Below are 16,803 nucleotides of genomic sequence, written 5' to 3'. Positions count from 1 at the left end.
AAAAAATATGTTATGAGTAAAATAAGAAATAATTAAATTTTCAGAAAATTAAAATTTAGAGGTGCATGCTATGAAGCAAATTTTTCAAAAAAAGCCGATTGCAAAACTAATGCAAGAAAGTAAACAGAAAACATTAGCTAGAACATTGGGAGCATTGGATTTAACAATGCTTGGAATTGGGGCTATTGTCGGGACAGGTATTTTTGTTCTTACGGGTGTTGTGGCAGCGAAACACTCTGGACCAGCTATCATTTTATCATTTGCTATAGCTGCGTTAGCTTGTGCCTTTGCTGCATTCTGTTATGCAGAATTTGCATCTTCTGTTCCGGTTTCAGGAAGTGTTTACACGTATACGTACGCAACGATGGGAGAGGTATTTGCATTTTTAATTGGATGGGATTTAATGTTGGAATATTTATTAGCAACATCTGCGGTAGCCAATGGATGGTCTGCTTATTTCCAATCTTTGTTAAAAGGTTTTGGGATTCATATTCCGACCATTTTATCTTCTGCTCCTGGAACAGGAAAGGGTGGCCTTATCGATTTACCAGCTGTTATTATCATTTTAATTATGACTGCCCTTTTATCTAGAGGTGTACGTGAAAGTGCTCGCGTAAACAATATTATGGTTTTTATTAAGCTAGCAGTTGTATTACTCTTTATCTTTGCTGGTTTTAATTATGTAAAGCCGGAAAATTGGACGCCGTTCATGCCATTTGGTCTTGATGGTGTAATGGCTGGGGCTGCAACGGTATTCTTTGCATTCATTGGATTTGATGCTGTATCAACGGCAGCGGAGGAGGTAAAACGTCCGCAACGCGATTTACCAATTGGTATTATAGCATCATTACTTATTTGTACGATTCTTTATATCGTTGTTTCACTTATTTTGACAGGAATTGTACCTTATGGTCAGCTGAATATTTCTGATCCAGTAGCTTTCGCACTTCAGTTTATTGGACAAGATGGTTTAGCGGGTGTTATTTCGGTAGGAGCAATTACAGGGATTACAACTGTAATGTTAGTTATGATGTATGGGCAGGTTCGTGTTTCATATGCAATGAGTCGCGATGGGTTATTACCAAAGCGTCTTGCGAAAGTTCATCCGAAATTTAAAACACCGTTTTTAAATACATGGACGACAGGAATTATCGCAGCACTTATTTCGGGGCTTATCGACTTAAATGTATTAGCACACCTTGTAAATATGGGAACATTATCGGCATTTGCTCTTGTAGCAGTTGCGGTTATCGTAATGAGAAAAACACACCCAGATTTACCACGTGTTTTTAAAGTGCCACTTGTACCAGTTTTACCTGCATTAACGGTTATCTTTTGTGTATATTTAATGCTTCAATTATCAGGAACCGCATGGATGAGTTTCGGCATTTGGATGGTGATTGGTGTAGCATTTTACTTCTTATATAGTCGAAAGCATAGTGTTTTAAGTAATAAAAAAGATGAGGAGAATGCAGCGAATTTATAGGAAAAAGATCCGTTCTAAATAGAATAGAACGGATCTTTTGTTTTGAAAATTTACATTTTTCTAAAATTAATATAAGATAAGGAGTGGTTGATTAAAGGGGTGTTGTAAATGAAAAAGACATGGCGTGAATTACAAGCAATGGACCGTAATGTGTGGATTCGTTTTATAGGAGAAACACTGAATGGAATTGCAATGATGATGTTAATGCCATTTTTTGCATTGTATTTAAAAGATAAAGTAGATTCTTTATTACAAGTAGGGATTATTATGGCGCTTTCTCCTATTGCGGCAAGCTTTGGTTCGCTTATAGGTGGCCGAATTGCTGATATATATGGTAGAAAACCTATTATGATATTTTCGATGGCAAGTAATGCATTGTTGATGCTCGGTTTTTTATTTATAGAAGGATTTATTCCTTATGCTATTTTGTCTATTTTTTTAGGGTTAAGTAATTCATTATTTCATCCAGCAGCATCGGCGATGGTAGCGGATGTCACAGCGCCTGAAAAGAGGACGGAGGCATACGGTTTATTGCGAATGGGGCATAATATTGGCGCGGCAATCGGACCGATTATGGGTGCTTCTGTAGTTGTACTTTCGAAAAACCTTGTATTTATTATTGCTTCCTCTACAATGCTGCTTTATGCACTTCTTGTGTTAATGCTTATTCAAGAAACGATGCCGAAAACTGCATTGAAAGAGGACGGGAATACGAAAAAGGAAGCAGAATCTGTTTGGAAAGTTGTTTTGAGAGATAAGGTACTTATGATTTATTTATTGGCTGGTATTATTATTTCCATGGGTTTCTCGCAAACAGAAGGCATGCTCCCCCTTCATTTTGATAATGAAATGAAAGAAATCTTTGGGAAAAATAACCCATATCCATATTTAATGGCTTTAAACGGCTTGTTAGTTGTCTTATTCCAATTCCAAATTTCAAAATGGGCAACAGATAAACCAGTTGGAAAGACGATGTTATATGGGGCATGGTTATTTGGAATCGGGCTGTTATTCATCGGTTGGCTTCCAAGGTGGTTTGGTGAATTTGGAACAGAGGGTACGGTTATTTTAATAACATTACTTGTTGTCTATGCGGTATATACGCTAGGTGAAATGATTATGTCTCCTGTACAAATGACATTTGTTGCAAATTTGGCACCAGAGCATTTACGTGGAACATATATGGGGGCGGCAAGTTTGCAGTGGATTACAGGGAATGCGTTCGGCCCGCTTCTTGGCGGACTACTACTTGATCGATCGCTTGGGCATGTATTGTTTACGATTTTAGGAGTGGGGTGTGTAATAGCCGGTCTTGTATATATTTCTTTAGATCACCTTGTAGAACAAAGACAAAAGGGAAATGTGGCGAAACAATCTTCTTAATCAATAGGTGACATACACAAAAAACAGCATTTCTTCATATATATTAGATACATAACTAGATCAAGGGATGACACAGATTTGGTGCAAGAAAAGGATATGAATTTACAATAGCTGTTCGTAAAAATGCAATTGGTGAAACCGTTCTGCTATTTATCCCGCTATTTGCGGGCAGTAAGACCCCCGCCTCAAAATTCAGCAAAAGTAAAGAAGTTAGGTGGGGGGAATTGCCCGTAAAAGCCGGATTCGTTCAACTAATAATCAGTGAGGGATGAAGAAAATCCCCACTGATTAAAGTTTCACTTTATGGAAGTTTCATTTTATCGCGCTATTCGAAGGCGGTAAGACTCCTATTGAGAAAAGTTTTACTTTATTTCAAATAGGAACTGCCTATTTTTATAAAAAGTGCTAAAATAGAAAAATGAAAACAATTGGTTAGGGTGATTTCATTGACGAAAATTAAATTAGGTTTATTATATGGTGGGAAATCAGCAGAGCATCAAGTTTCATTACAAACAGCTCTTGCTGCTATTAAAGCATTAAATCAAGAAAAATTCGAGATTCATCCAATTTATATTACAGAGCAAGGCCAATGGATGCGTGGTGAACGCATTGAAGGTGAAGTAACGAGCGTGCAAGCATTGCAAATGAATGGAGAGGAAAATGCAATTTCTCCAGTATCATTAAGTACAGAAATTATACCTTCTTCTTCTAAACAAGAAGAGGCAATTGATGTTATTTTCCCGCTGTTACATGGACCGAATGGTGAAGATGGAACAGTACAAGGGTTATTAGAGTTAATGAATATTCCATACGTTGGTAACGGTGTATTAGCATCAGCTGCTGGTATGGATAAAGTTGTTATGAAAAATATCTTTGCTGAAGCTGGATTGAAACAAGCGAAGTATGCATCTTTCATTCGCAGTGTATGGGAGAAAAATTGCCAAGCAGCTTATGAAAAGGTAGAAGAAGTATTAGGCTACCCATGCTTTGTCAAACCAGCGAACCTTGGATCAAGTGTTGGTATCAATAAATGTAAAGATCGTGAAGAATTAGAAAAAGCATTTGAAGAAGCGTTCCAATTTGACCGCAAAATTATCGTAGAAGAAAATATTGTAGGTCGTGAAGTGGAAGTTGGCGTTTTAGGTAATGATGAGCCAAAATGTTCTGTTATCGGTGAGATTGTACCGAAGAAAGAGTTTTATGATTATAAATCAAAATACATTGATGGCGATACGGCATTAATTATTCCAGCTGAAGTTACAGAAGAAGAGTCAAAGGCGATTCAAAGAGATGCAATTCGTGCATTCCAATCTTTAGATGGTGCTGGATTAACAAGAGCGGATTTCTTCTTAACGAAAGATGGGGAAGTATATATTAATGAAGTAAATACAATGCCAGGATTTACGCCATTTAGTATGTTCCCGCTGCTATGGCAACACACGGATTTGCCATATCCGAAGTTAATTGAAGAATTGATTCGTTTGGCAATTGAGCGTCACGAAGAAAAGCAAAAAATTAAATATACAATCTAACAAAAAAGGGGGAAGCACTATTCAAGAGAATAGTGTTTCTTCTATGTAAGGAGTGGTATGTATGATGAAACGAACGTTAAAACAAGTAGAGCAAATGGTAATGGGTGCAGGTTTAGCGGAAAAATACGTTAATGAAACTGTACAAGGTGTATCTATTGATACAAGAAAAATTACAACAGGAAACTTATACATTCCGATTCAGGGTGATCGCTTTGATGGTCATTCTTTTGTAGAAAAAGCAATTGAAAATGGCGCTGTAGCTACGCTTTGGAAAAAAAATGTGCAAAATCCTCCTGTGAATATACCAGTGATTTTTGTAGAAGATACATTAGAAGCGCTGCAAACATTAGCAAAAAGCTATCGTGATCAGTTAGATGTAAAAGTTATAGGTGTAACAGGAAGTAACGGTAAAACGTCTACGAAAGATATTGTGACAAGCCTCCTTGCAACCAAATTTAAGGTTCAAAAAACAGAGGGGAACTTTAATAACCATATCGGTTTGCCGCTTACTATTTTAAGCCTAGAAGAAAATACAGAAATGGCTGTATTGGAGATGGGAATGTCGAGCCGAGGTGAAATTGAATTTTTATCTAAGTTAGCTCGCCCGAACGCTGCAATCATTACAAATATTGGGGAAGCACATTTGATGGATTTAGGATCTCGCGATGCGATTGCTGAGGCGAAACTTGAAATTGTTACAGGATTACAGGATGGTGGAGTATTTGTATACAATGGTGATGAACCGCTTTTAACAAATCGTGTTCCGAGCATGAACCTAGCTGCGGAGACAATTACATTTGGTGATGCAAGGGCGAATAATTATTATCCAACATCTGTAACGTTGCAGGCGACAGGAACGTACTTTAAGATGAATCAGGATGAGAATGTCGTGTTCTATCTTCCAGTTCTTGGGAAGCATAATGTGTATAATACACTTGCATCAATGGCGATTGCGAAATACTTCGGTGTAACGTGGGAAGAAATGAAGCAAGGTTTAGTAACACTTCAAATGACAGGTATGCGAATGGAAATTGTGAAAACAGAAAATGGGTTAACAATTATTAATGACGCATATAATGCAAGTCCAACAGCTATGGAAGCTGCCTTTCATTTAATGAATGGTTTAGACGGATTTTCTAAAAAAATTGTTGTTCTTGGTGATATGCTAGAGCTTGGAGACCAAGAGGTGCAATTTCATTATGAAGTTGGTAAGTTAATTGACCCTGCACGAATCTCCTATGTATTTACGTACGGTAGACTTGGGGCGCAAATTGCTGAAGGAGCAAAAATTAACTTCCCTAATGAACGTGTAAAAGTATATGACAATAAAGAAGAGCTTGTGAAAAATTTACAAGCAATCGTTGATGTGAAAGACGTTGTATTAGTGAAAGCATCTCGCGGAATGAAGTTGGAAGAAGTTATTACGATGTTGAAATAATTGGTGCGTGTAAATAGGGATGATAGATACAAAAATAGTGGAAACTGCTAATAAGCGCTTACAGTAAAAAATAAAAAAATAAAAGTGAAGAAAAAAGCTCTTTATATGAAATAAGGTAACAGTTGGGTTTGCTTTTTGCACATACAAAACTTATAATTGATAAAGTGTAATAACGTTTAGAAGTATTTTCGCGAAGAATATACGCCCGTTTATATACGTGAGCATTCAGGAAAAGGGCTTTTCCGCAAATTCGGAAAACGCCTTTTTTTAAATGATAAGTATAGGATAGAAAAGGAGAAGTAACATTGACAACATTTCGAGAATTAGGATTAAGTGATTCTTTACTGCAATCTGTTGAAAGTATGGGCTTTGAAGAGGCTACGCCAATTCAAGCTGAAACAATTCCACATGCATTGCAAGGTAAAGACATTATTGGGCAAGCACAAACAGGTACAGGGAAAACAGCAGCATTTGGATTACCACTATTAGATAAAGTGGATACACATAAAGAATCAGTTCAAGGTATTGTTATCGCGCCAACGCGTGAATTAGCAATCCAAGTTGGAGAAGAGCTTTACAAAATTGGTAAACATAAACGTGTTCGTATTTTACCAATCTATGGTGGCCAAGATATTAACCGCCAAATTCGTGCTCTAAAAAAACACCCACACATTATTGTTGGTACGCCGGGTCGTATTTTAGATCATATTAACCGTAAAACACTTCGTCTACAAAACGTAGAAACTGTTGTTCTTGACGAAGCAGATGAAATGTTAAACATGGGCTTCATTGAAGATATTGAAGCAATTTTAACAGATGTGCCAGAAACACATCAAACATTATTATTCTCAGCAACAATGCCAGACCCAATCCGTCGTATTGCTGAACGTTTCATGACTGAGCCTCAACACATTAAAGTAAAAGCAAAAGAAGTAACAATGCCAAACATTCAGCAGTTCTATTTAGAAGTGCAAGAAAAGAAAAAGTTTGACGTGTTAACACGTTTATTAGATATTCAATCTCCAGAGCTTGCGATTGTATTTGGTCGCACAAAGCGTCGTGTGGATGAGTTATCAGAAGCTTTAAACTTACGCGGTTATGCAGCAGAAGGTATTCATGGTGATTTAACACAAGCGAAACGTATGTCTGTATTGCGTAAATTTAAAGAAGGTTCTATTGAAGTTCTTGTTGCAACAGACGTTGCGGCGCGTGGTCTTGATATTTCAGGTGTAACACACGTATATAACTTCGATATTCCACAAGATCCAGAATCATATGTTCACCGTATTGGTCGTACTGGCCGTGCTGGTAAAAAAGGTATTGCGATGCTATTTGTAACGCCACGTGAATCAGGACAATTAAAAAATATCGAGCATACAACAAAACGTAAAATAGACCGTATGAATGCACCGACACTTGACGAAGCATTAGAAGGTCAACAACGTTTAATCGCAGAAAAACTTCAAAGCACAATTGAAAGTGATAACTTATCATACTACAAACGTATTGCAGAAGAAATGTTAGAAGAAAATGATTCTGTAACTGTTGTAGCAGCTGCTTTAAAAATGATGACAAAAGAGCCAGATACAACACCGATTGCTTTAACATCAGAGCCACCAGTTGTTTCAAGAGGTTCTAAAAAGCGCGGTGGTAACGGAAATGGATACCGTGATGGTAACCGTAACCGTAGTCGCGATGGACGCGGTGGAGATGGTCGTAATCGCGATCGCAACCGTGATGGTCGCAATCGTGACGGTAATCGTGATGGTAACCGTGATGGTAACCGTAACCGTGGTCGTAAAGGTGAAGGCCAGGGGCGCCCAGGATCTTCAAATGGACGCGGCGAAAGAAAACATCATAGCCGTAAGCCACAAGCTTAATAAAAAAGAGGATGACCAAAAGGTCAGCCTCTTTTTTATTTGTGTAATTGTGCATACTACAAATAAGTTGTATAGAAAAGAGGGACTTTATGCTTGTAAGACTTGGTTATGTAGCGATGAGTGTACACTTGAACAATGCATCTCCATCTCAAACGATGACATATGCACAATTTCAACGTATTAAAGATCGAGAGGCGGCGATTCATAAACTTGAAAGAATTGCTAATTCTAATTTGGAAAATTGTTTACGGTTATTAAAGCATAATAAGGGACATGATATAGCATTTTTTCGGTTTAGTTCAAAGTTAATTCCTCTAGCAAACCATGAAGAATTGTTGGATTGGAATTACATTCGTCCTTTAAAAGAGAAATTAAAAGAAGTGGGTGAGTATGCGCATCGGATGAAGATGAGGATCGATTTTCATCCTGATCACTTTGTTGTGTTAAATTCACCGCAAGAAAATATTTTGAAACAATCAATAAAGACGCTTCAAATGCATCGGAAATTATTGAAAGGAATGGGCATACAGCGGAGTCATCGCTCTGTGTTACATGTTGGTGGTGGATATGATGATAAAGAACTTGCGTTAGAACGTTTCATTGAAAATTGGTCAAATGTTCCTGCAAGTATTCAAGAAATGATTATGTTAGAAAATGATGATACGACCTTTTCATTAAAAGAAACACTATATTTAGGTGAAAAATTGGCAGTTCCAGTCGTGTTTGACCTGCATCATCATATGATGAATAACGATGAAGAAGATTGGTATGAAGATTGGGACCGTGTAGTAAATACTTGGAAAACATCTTTATTACCAATCAAAATGCATATTTCCAGCCCGAGAGAAGGCAATGATCCTCGAGCACACGCAGACTTTATTGATGCAGATACATTTCTATCCTTTTTACAGAAAATCAAAGGTAGCGTTTCGCAAATTGATTGTATGATTGAAGCGAAAAAGAAGGATGAATCTTTATTTCGATTAATACGAGATCTTGGTACAAAATCAGAGGTAGAAATGATTGATGGTGGGAGCTTTTATATTAAATAAGCTCTACACCATCGTTTTTTTTGCTAAAAATGGAGTGCAAATACCACCAATTAGTAGTCCGGTTAAATGGCTAATAGGATTAGCGGACGGATTGAAGAATGTGAAAAGAAGTAATAGTAATATAATTAAAGAAAAGAAAATTAACTCTTTTGGTTGAGAAGACCGATAGCGACTATATAAAAGAAAAAGCTGTGCACCGAGTAATCCGAAAATTCCACCGGATGCGCCGGCATGAACATACCCGATGGGCATAATAATATAAGAGAAAATATTGCCGCTAATGCCAGCAGTAAAAAATAAAATAGGGAATCGAATACTCCCTAGTTGTTTTTCGATAGATTGACCGAGAAGAAATAGACAAATGCTATTGGAAAGAAAGTGCTGAAAGTCTACATGTATAAATAGAGAAGTTATAAATCGCCACCATTCTCCCTTAGAAATATATTCATTGTAAGCAGCTAAAGTAGGGAAGAAAAGATCTCCTATTATCATCATGATTAGTTGCAAGAAAAGTAAAGAGAGAATGACGGGTTGTAAGGTGGTTCGCATATAGGGTATTGGCATTTTATATTTTCACTCCTTTTGCATCGGAAAGATTCTCTGTTATTCTTACAATATGAATGAAGGAAGACAAATAGAAGAAGGGGAATTTTGAAATGATTATAGGGATCGGAATTGATATTATCGAACTAAATCGAATTGAAAAAATGCTAGATGGAAAGCTTAAATTTATGGAGCGTATTTTAACTGAGGAGGAACGTAGTGTTGCTTCTAAATTAAAAGGGAATCGTCTTGTAGAATTTGTAGCGGGAAGATTTGCAGCGAAAGAAGCGTATTCTAAAGCTCTTGGAACAGGTATTGGAAAAGAAGTGAGTTTTTTGGATATTAAAATAAAAAATGATGATAGAGGTAAGCCAGTTCTTATTGCAAATACAGAGCACATCGTTCATCTATCAATCAGTCATAGTAGAGAATTTGCAGTGGCACAGGTTGTTTTAGAAAGCTCGTCACGCTAGTCTGCATATTTTACATCTTTGTCTCATATATTTGATTTAGCGATAAGGAAGAAATATCTTCCATTCATTTATAGGGGCAAAGGGGCTGAAATGATGAAAAGGCGGCTATTTTTAGTTATTGTCGGTTTATTGACCGTTTTCGTGTTAGCGGGTTGTATGGAAAAGAAACAGGAAGACATCGTGCGAGATTTAGAAGCGAAGGTTAAGAGTATGAAGAGTTATCAAGCTGAAGCAAAGTTATCTATTAAAACGGGGAATGAACCACAAGAGTATAACGTGGAAGTTTGGCACAAAGAACCTTCTTATTATCGTGTGAATTTAAAAAACACGAAAAAGGATCAAAGCCAAATTATTTTACGAAATAATGAGGGTGTTTTTGTATTAACACCAGCTCTTAATAAAAGTTTTCGATTTCAAAGCGACTGGCCGCAAAATAGCAGCCAAGCTTATTTGTATGAGTCACTTGTAAGAGATATTTTAAATGATAAGAATCTTTCATTTGAGAAAACGGATAAATATTATGTGTTTAAAACAAAAACGAATTACCACCATCAAAATATGCTGCCGAAGCAAGAGATTAAATTTAATAAAAGTGATTTAGCGCCTGTTTCGGTGAAATTGATGGATAATGATCAAAATGTTCTTGTGAAAGTAGATTTTTCAAAAGTGAAGTTTGATACAAAGTTTGATAAGGGGGCATTTGATACGAAACAAAATATGTCCAGGGCGCAAGTGGATGTGCAAACAACAGCGAAAGAAGATAAGCCATTTGCTATTTTATATCCACGTGATACTCCGCAAGGGATGGTTTTAAATGAAGAAAAAGAGTTAAAGACAGACAGTGGTAAGCGTGCGATACTCACATACACTGGAAATAAGAAATCCTTTACATTGATACAAGAAAAAGCGAAGGTTGCTGAAGCTTCAGCGTCAATAAGTGTAAGTGGAGAGTTAGTCGATCTTGGTTTTACAATTGGTGCTCTAGCGAAAGACTCATTAACATGGTCGCATAACGGAGTGGAATATATGCTCGTGTCTAAAGATTTAAAACCAGATGAGCTGTTAATGGTAGCTCGTTCTGTTGCAGAAAAGCAGGTGAAATAAAGTGGAAATTCCATCAGTGGGGGATTCCAAATTGATGGAAAGTCATCACAAATCAGGCTTTTACGGGCAGTTACTCCCCATCTATTTTCTTTGTTTTTCTCTAAATCTTGAGGGTGGGGTTTTAATGCCCGTGAATAGCGGGATAAACTTTTAAGGCGTGGTGATGTATATGCACCACGTTTTTTCTTGTCTTGAGGAATGGATTTCATAAAAAGACGAATATAAAAGAATGAGCTTCGCATATCGTATATAAGGAAGTGTTTTTTATGGAAAAATCATCGTTTTACCGTGATACGTGGGTAGAAGTAAATTTGGATGCAATTTACAATAATGTAACGCACATTAAAGAAATCATTCCGGAAAGTGTCGAGATTTTTGCTGTAGTGAAAGCGAACGCATATGGACATGACTATGTTCTAGTAGCAAGAACAGCATTAGAAGCAGGAGCAACAAGATTAGCAGTTGCTTTTTTAGATGAGGCACTAGTACTTAGGCGCGCTGGGATTACTGCACCAATTTTAGTAATAGGTCCTTCACCGCCACGTGATGTGAATGTAGCTGCTGAGAATGATGTAGCACTAACTGTTTTTCAAAAGGAATGGGTTGAAGAAGCAGTAGAAATTTGGGATAGCCCGTTCCCGATGAAGTTTCATATTAACTTCGATAGTGGTATGGGTAGAATTGGGATTCGTGAACGTAAAGAGCTAAAAGAGTTCTTACGAAGCTTAGAAGATGCCCCCTTTTTGGAGTTGGAAGGGGTATATACGCATTTTGCAACAGCAGATGAAGTAGAGACATCTTACTTTGATAAGCAGTATAACACTTTTTTAGAGCAACTTAGTTGGTTGAAAGCATTCGGGGTGAATCCAACATTTATTCATACGGCAAATAGTGCAGCTACTATGCGATTTGATGGAATTACATTTAATGCAGTTCGAATTGGAATTGCAATGTATGGGTTATCACCTTCTGTAGAAATACGCCCTTATTTACCAATTAAATTAGAACCTGCTCTTTCACTTCATACAACAGTCGCACATATTAAACGAGTCATTAAAGGTGATAGGATTAGCTATAATGTCACATATCGGACGAAGACAGAAGAGTGGATTGCGACAGTACCGATTGGATATGCAGATGGTTGGCTTAGACGACTACAGGGATTTGAAGTGCTCGTTCAGGGGAAAAGAGTTCCTATTGTAGGTCGGATTACAATGGATCAATGTATGTTGCATCTTCCCTGTGAAGTACCACTTGGAACAAAGGTTACCCTGATTGGACAGCAAGGTGATGAGTACATTAGTGCAACTGAGGTTGCCGAGTATTCAAATACCATTAATTATGAGATTATCGCGACAATTAGTTTTCGTGTTCCACGTGTATTCATACGACATGGGGAAGTGGTAAAAGTAATAAACTATTTAAATGATATATAAGCAAACATCTTTGTGATAGTTCCTACTTGCTAGTTATCAATGATGATGGGGGCTCCCGTTCGTGGAAATTTCCCTTCACTTCTTGTTAAAAAGAGATAAAAAGTAAATGAGAGTGAATGTTTTATTTGTTAATTGGAAAACATAAACAAGGAATAAGGAAGTCTTTGCAACAGGCTCCATACAATGGTATTATTACAATAGGTGTCATATATATTTGGGTGTGTAGTTGACGGTGGAGGTGTATTTTTGTGTCCGAATCAAGTGTAACTACTGAAATCGTGGTTCGGTTGCCAAAGCAAGTGGTAACGGAATTGGACGGAATTGGAAAACAAGAGAATAAGAATCGCCATGAACTAATTTGCCAGGCAACACAACTGTTATTGCGTCAACATAAGACGAAGAAACGCTACCAACATGAATCAATGCGACGTGGGTACATTGAAATGGGAAAAATTAATCTTGGTATTGCATCTGAAGCTTTCTTAGCAGAGTATGAAGCAGCTCATACAGTAGAACGCTTAGTTAGCGGGGGGTAATATTTTGATTGTAAAACGCGGCGACGTGTATTTTGCAGACCTTTCCCCAGTTGTTGGTTCTGAGCAAGGAGGCGTTCGTCCGGTTCTTGTCATTCAAAATGACATCGGAAATCGTTTTAGTCCGACTGTGATTGTAGCGGCTATTACTGCACAGATTCAGAAAGCAAAATTGCCCACACATGTGGAAATCGATGCAAAAAAGTACGGATTTGAGAGAGATTCTGTTATCTTGCTCGAGCAGATTCGAACAATCGATAAGCAACGCTTAACGGACAAAATCACTCATTTAGATGAGATGATGATGAGTCGTGTAGACGAAGCTTTACAAATTAGTTTAGGACTAATAGATTTTTAAATCGGCAGTTTAAGTTGCTCTCTTTTAGGGGCAACTTTTTTTATTAGAGGAGGTTTCGGTTGTATATGGGAATGGTAGATAATCGACAAGCGTTAATGAAAATGTTAGTGAAAGAATTAGGCTTTACAGAAAAGCAAGTTCGTCATGTTATTCAATTAACAGAAGAAGGTAATACAGTTCCATTTATTGCTCGTTACCGAAAGGAATGGACAGGTTCTTTAGATGAAGTGCAAATCCGTGCAATCTTAGAAAGATGGCAATATATGATGCAACTTGAAGATCGAAAAGAAGAGGTTCTTCGTCTGATTAATGAAAAGGGAAAATTAACAGAAGATCTGCACCATCATATTTTATCTGCAACAAAGTTACAAGAAGTAGAAGATTTGTACCGTCCTTATAAAGAAAAAAGAAGAACAAAAGCAACAATCGCGAAGGATAAGGGGCTAGAGCCACTAGCTGAATGGCTACTTCTATTTACAAAAGAAGATCCGACAGGTAAGGCAAAGGAATTTGTTAATGCCGAGAAAGAAGTACAATCCGCTCAAGAAGCACTTCAAGGTGCACAAGATATTATTGCAGAACTTATATCGGATAATGCGGCGTACCGCAGCTGGATTCGAAATGTTACCTTTAAAAAAGGAATGATTGCGTCCTCTGTAAAAGATGAAGAAAAAGATGAAAAAAATATATATGAGATGTATTACGGTTATGAAGAGCCACTGCAAAAGATTGTACCTCATCGTGTATTAGCTATGAACCGTGGTGAAAAAGAAGAGGTCCTAAAAGCTTCTGTTGTCCCGCCAATAGAAGAGATTGTTCGTTTTTTACATAAAAAAGTAATTCATGATGTTTCTTCTGAAAGTGCAGATTATGTACAATTAGCGATTGAAGACGGATATAAGAGATTAATTCAGCCATCAATTGAAAGGGAAATTCGAAAAGAATTAACTGAAAAAGCAGAAGAACAAGCGATTCATATTTTCTCTGAGAACTTACGTAATTTGTTATTACAGCCACCTATGAAAGGGAAAGTGGTATTAGCGGTAGATCCTGCGTATCGAACAGGATGTAAGTTAGCAGTAGTAGATGATACAGGGAAAGTTCTGCATATTGATGTTATTTATCCGCATCCGCCTGTTCGAAAATATGAAGATGCAAAAGCAAAAGTTGTTTCTATTCTAGAAAAATATCAGGTTCAGATGATTGCGATTGGAAATGGTACAGCTTCTAGGGAAACGGAAGAGTTTATAGTAGATGTCTTACAGGTAGTACCGCAAGATGTATTTTATATTATTGTCAATGAAGCTGGTGCTAGTGTATATTCAGCTTCTGATTTGGCTCGTGAAGAATTTCCGGATTTGCAAGTTGAGGAAAGAAGTGCCATTTCGATTGGAAGACGTCTGCAAGATCCGCTTGCCGAACTTGTGAAAATTGATCCGAAATCAGTTGGGGTAGGGCAATATCAACATGATGTATCGCAAAAGAGATTAAATGAATCATTAACATTTGTCGTGGAAACAGCCGTTAACCAAGTAGGAGTGAATGTGAATACAGCTTCTGTAGCGCTATTGCAGTACGTTTCCGGATTATCAAAAACAGTTGCGAAAAATATTGTAAAAAAACGTGAAGAAGATGGGAAATTTACAAAGCGTACAGAGTTGAAGGGAATACCACGTTTAGGCGCCAAAACGTATGAGCAATGCATTGGTTTCTTACGCATACTAGAAGGTAAAAATCCACTTGATAGAACAAGTATTCATCCAGAGCAGTATAAAAATGTTGAGTTACTATTAAAGAGTTTAGGATTATCGATTGATGATGTAGGACAACCGCACTTACAAAAGTGTTTAGAAGGAGTAGAGCTCTCTAAATTATCTCAAGAGATAAATATCGGTGAGCCGACATTAATTGATATTATAGATGCTTTAATTAGTCCGGAACGAGATCTGCGTGATGAATTACCAAAACCACTTTTGAAAAAGGGAATTCTCAAATTAGAAGATTTAAAGCGTGGCATGGAGTTAGAAGGAACTGTTCGAAATGTTGTTGACTTTGGTGCGTTTGTCGATATTGGTGTGAAACAAGATGGTTTAGTACATATTTCTAAACTTAGCAAACAGTTTGTGAAGCATCCGTTAGATGTGGTGTCTGTCGGGCAAATTGTAAAGGTCTGGGTAGATGATGTTGATATGAAAAAAGGGCGCGTTGCCTTAGCAATGTTACCTATTGAATAATAATGGGAAGAGGGCAGGTATGACACTGCTCTTTTTTTATGAACGGATGTTAGTGAAATTTGAATTAGTGGGGGAGCCTTCATCCCCCACTGATATAACGTTCACTTTATCAGGAATTTTGATGTGTTTTGCTATAATAAAACCAGCATTCATTTAGTAACTTAATTTGATACCGGTTTTTTTCGAAATATGCACGTTGCATTTGTTTTCGGAGCCACGTAGGCATAAGAATCCCTCCTTGTTTAATCCGGCTCTAACAAGTAGCCCACTATACATTGAGATAAGATTCGAAGTAAGTAAAAAGCTCAATTTCGGGAACTGCTTATAAGAGTTTGGTTAGCGAAGTTCTATGGATAGATGAGGAAGAGGGTAGTTCATAGAAATTGCACTTTTGAATGAGGATGGGTATATGTACTATTTAATATATGTATAAGAAAGAGGAAAAGTGTAAGTTTATTTTTAGTTTTTGGGGGAATGAAAATGAATGAAAAAGAAGTTCAAAGACTTGTAGAAGAAATATCGTTGCAATATTTCGGTAGGGCTTTTTTACATAAAGCAATGTTCAATAAACGACTACGTACAACTGGTGGGAGGTACTTATTGCGAAGTCATAATATAGAATTAAACTATCGTTATTATGAAGTGTATGGAGAAGAAGAACTGATTGGCGTTATTAAGCATGAGTTGTGTCATTATCATTTGCATATTATGGGGAAAGGGTACCAACATCGAGATCGAGATTTTCGTCAGTTAATGAAGAAGGTTGGTGCGCCTAGATTCTGTAAGAGAATGAGCGAAGAAGAGAAGGTGATTAAAACTCATATGTATGAATGTATGAGATGTTTTCTTCAATATAGAAGAAGGCGTCAAATAAATACAAAAAGATATGTTTGCGGGAAGTGTAAAGGTAGATTGAAAGAGATAAAAAACACCTTGACAGTTAAAAATCAATCCAGTATATTATAAACATGTCACGTTTGTACAAGAATTTGTATAAACGACTTGACTTATAGTATGAACTTTTATAAGATATAACTTGTCTTTCTTATTCCGCAGTAGCTCAGTGGTAGAGCTATCGGCTGTTAACCGATCGGTCGTAGGTTCGAGTCCTACCTGCGGAGCCATACAGAGAAGTACCCAAGTGGCTCAAGGGGCTCCCCTGCTAAGGGAGTAGATCGCTAACGCGGTGCGAGGGTTCGAATCCCTTCTTCTCTGCCATTCATATTGGCCCGTTGGTCAAGTGGTTAAGACACCGCCCTTTCACGGCGGTAACACGGGTTCGAATCCCGTACGGGTCACCACTTTTGGAGGATTAGCTCAGCTGGGAGAGCACCTGCCTTACAAGCAGGGG

At 37.4% G+C, this 16,803-nt stretch carries 15 protein-coding genes and 3 tRNA genes; 16 read left to right on the top strand and 2 right to left on the bottom strand.

Annotated elements, in window-relative coordinates; translation table 11 throughout:
- The first annotated feature begins 70 nt into the window (after nt 1–70).
- The 6 genes from bcaP to uvsE all read left to right on the top strand — a co-directional run bounded on the left by bcaP (nt 71) and on the right by uvsE (nt 8,771).
- Nucleotides 71–1,486: a branched-chain amino acid transporter BcaP gene (bcaP, locus tag ORL93_RS27105; RefSeq protein ID WP_018767131.1), complete on the top strand. Its 1,416-nt coding sequence runs from the start codon at nt 71–73 to the stop codon at nt 1,484–1,486.
- A 108-nt stretch (nt 1,487–1,594) separates the two neighbouring features.
- Nucleotides 1,595–2,869 carry an MDR family MFS transporter gene (locus ORL93_RS27100; protein WP_006093154.1) on the top strand — a complete coding sequence of 425 codons (1,275 nt, stop codon included), beginning with the start codon at nt 1,595–1,597 and terminating at the stop codon, nt 2,867–2,869.
- 446 nt (nt 2,870–3,315) lie between these two features.
- Nucleotides 3,316–4,401, top strand: a complete 1,086-nt coding sequence (locus ORL93_RS27095; protein WP_018767130.1) for a D-alanine--D-alanine ligase — start codon at nt 3,316–3,318, stop codon at nt 4,399–4,401.
- Nucleotides 4,402–4,462: 61 nt separating this feature from the next.
- Nucleotides 4,463–5,839: a UDP-N-acetylmuramoyl-tripeptide--D-alanyl-D-alanine ligase gene (locus tag ORL93_RS27090; RefSeq protein WP_006093155.1), complete on the top strand. Its 1,377-nt coding sequence runs from the start codon at nt 4,463–4,465 to the stop codon at nt 5,837–5,839.
- 305 nt (nt 5,840–6,144) lie between these two features.
- Complete coding sequence (cshA, locus tag ORL93_RS27085; RefSeq protein ID WP_018782018.1) at nt 6,145–7,719, top strand: degradosome RNA helicase CshA; 1,575 nt, start codon at nt 6,145–6,147, stop codon at nt 7,717–7,719.
- Between the two features lie 89 nt (nt 7,720–7,808).
- Entirely contained in the window at nt 7,809–8,771 is a 963-nt protein-coding gene (gene uvsE / locus ORL93_RS27080) for a UV DNA damage repair endonuclease UvsE (RefSeq protein ID WP_265959975.1), read from the top strand.
- Between the two features lie 3 nt (nt 8,772–8,774).
- Here the strand turns inward: uvsE and ORL93_RS27075 are convergent, their stop codons facing one another.
- The gene (locus ORL93_RS27075; protein WP_042511364.1) at nt 8,775–9,335 is read right to left on the bottom strand and encodes a rhomboid family intramembrane serine protease; all 561 of its coding nucleotides are present in this window, start codon (nt 9,333–9,335) and stop codon (nt 8,775–8,777) included.
- Nucleotides 9,336–9,427: 92 nt separating this feature from the next.
- Between ORL93_RS27075 and acpS the strand changes: the two genes are divergently transcribed.
- From acpS to ORL93_RS27045, 6 genes are all read left to right on the top strand, one after another.
- Complete coding sequence (gene acpS, locus ORL93_RS27070; protein ID WP_006093158.1) at nt 9,428–9,787, top strand: holo-ACP synthase; 360 nt, start codon at nt 9,428–9,430, stop codon at nt 9,785–9,787.
- Between the two features lie 156 nt (nt 9,788–9,943).
- Nucleotides 9,944–10,891 carry a LolA family protein gene (locus tag ORL93_RS27065; RefSeq protein WP_029427332.1) on the top strand — a complete coding sequence of 316 codons (948 nt, stop codon included), beginning with the start codon at nt 9,944–9,946 and terminating at the stop codon, nt 10,889–10,891.
- Nucleotides 10,892–11,157: 266 nt separating this feature from the next.
- The gene (gene alr, locus ORL93_RS27060) at nt 11,158–12,327 is read left to right on the top strand and encodes an alanine racemase (RefSeq protein WP_018782022.1); all 1,170 of its coding nucleotides are present in this window, start codon (nt 11,158–11,160) and stop codon (nt 12,325–12,327) included.
- A 248-nt stretch (nt 12,328–12,575) separates the two neighbouring features.
- Nucleotides 12,576–12,863 (top strand): antitoxin EndoAI, encoded by a 288-nt coding sequence (locus ORL93_RS27055; protein WP_000004571.1) that lies wholly within the window; start codon nt 12,576–12,578, stop codon nt 12,861–12,863.
- A gap of 4 nt (nt 12,864–12,867) precedes the next feature.
- Complete coding sequence (ndoA, locus tag ORL93_RS27050; RefSeq protein WP_003194532.1) at nt 12,868–13,218, top strand: type II toxin-antitoxin system endoribonuclease NdoA; 351 nt, start codon at nt 12,868–12,870, stop codon at nt 13,216–13,218.
- Between the two features lie 65 nt (nt 13,219–13,283).
- Nucleotides 13,284–15,452, top strand: coding sequence for a Tex family protein (locus tag ORL93_RS27045; protein WP_018782023.1), 2,169 nt, complete (start codon nt 13,284–13,286; stop codon nt 15,450–15,452).
- A 109-nt stretch (nt 15,453–15,561) separates the two neighbouring features.
- Here ORL93_RS27045 and cmpA read toward each other — a convergent pair whose 3' ends face one another.
- Complete coding sequence (cmpA, locus tag ORL93_RS27040; RefSeq protein WP_017154227.1) at nt 15,562–15,678, bottom strand: cortex morphogenetic protein CmpA; 117 nt, start codon at nt 15,676–15,678, stop codon at nt 15,562–15,564.
- Nucleotides 15,679–15,932: 254 nt separating this feature from the next.
- Between cmpA and ORL93_RS27035 the strand changes: the two genes are divergently transcribed.
- The 4 genes from ORL93_RS27035 (at nt 15,933) to ORL93_RS27020 (ending at nt 16,753) form a co-directional block, all read left to right on the top strand.
- A complete protein-coding gene (locus ORL93_RS27035; RefSeq protein WP_018767122.1) occupies nt 15,933–16,418 on the top strand; it encodes a SprT family protein in 486 nt (161 codons plus the stop codon).
- A gap of 83 nt (nt 16,419–16,501) precedes the next feature.
- Nucleotides 16,502–16,576, top strand: a tRNA-Asn gene (locus ORL93_RS27030).
- A gap of 3 nt (nt 16,577–16,579) precedes the next feature.
- A tRNA-Ser gene (locus tag ORL93_RS27025) sits at nt 16,580–16,670 on the top strand.
- An 8-nt stretch (nt 16,671–16,678) separates the two neighbouring features.
- A tRNA-Glu gene (locus ORL93_RS27020) sits at nt 16,679–16,753 on the top strand.
- Nucleotides 16,754–16,803: the final 50 nt, after the last annotated feature.

Source organism: Bacillus sp. DHT2 (assembly GCF_026241455.1).
Taxonomy (GTDB): Bacteria; Bacillota; Bacilli; order Bacillales; family Bacillaceae_G; genus Bacillus_A; species Bacillus_A pseudomycoides.
Note: the sequence above shows the minus strand (reverse complement) of the source record. Positions and strands in the feature narration are given on the sequence as shown.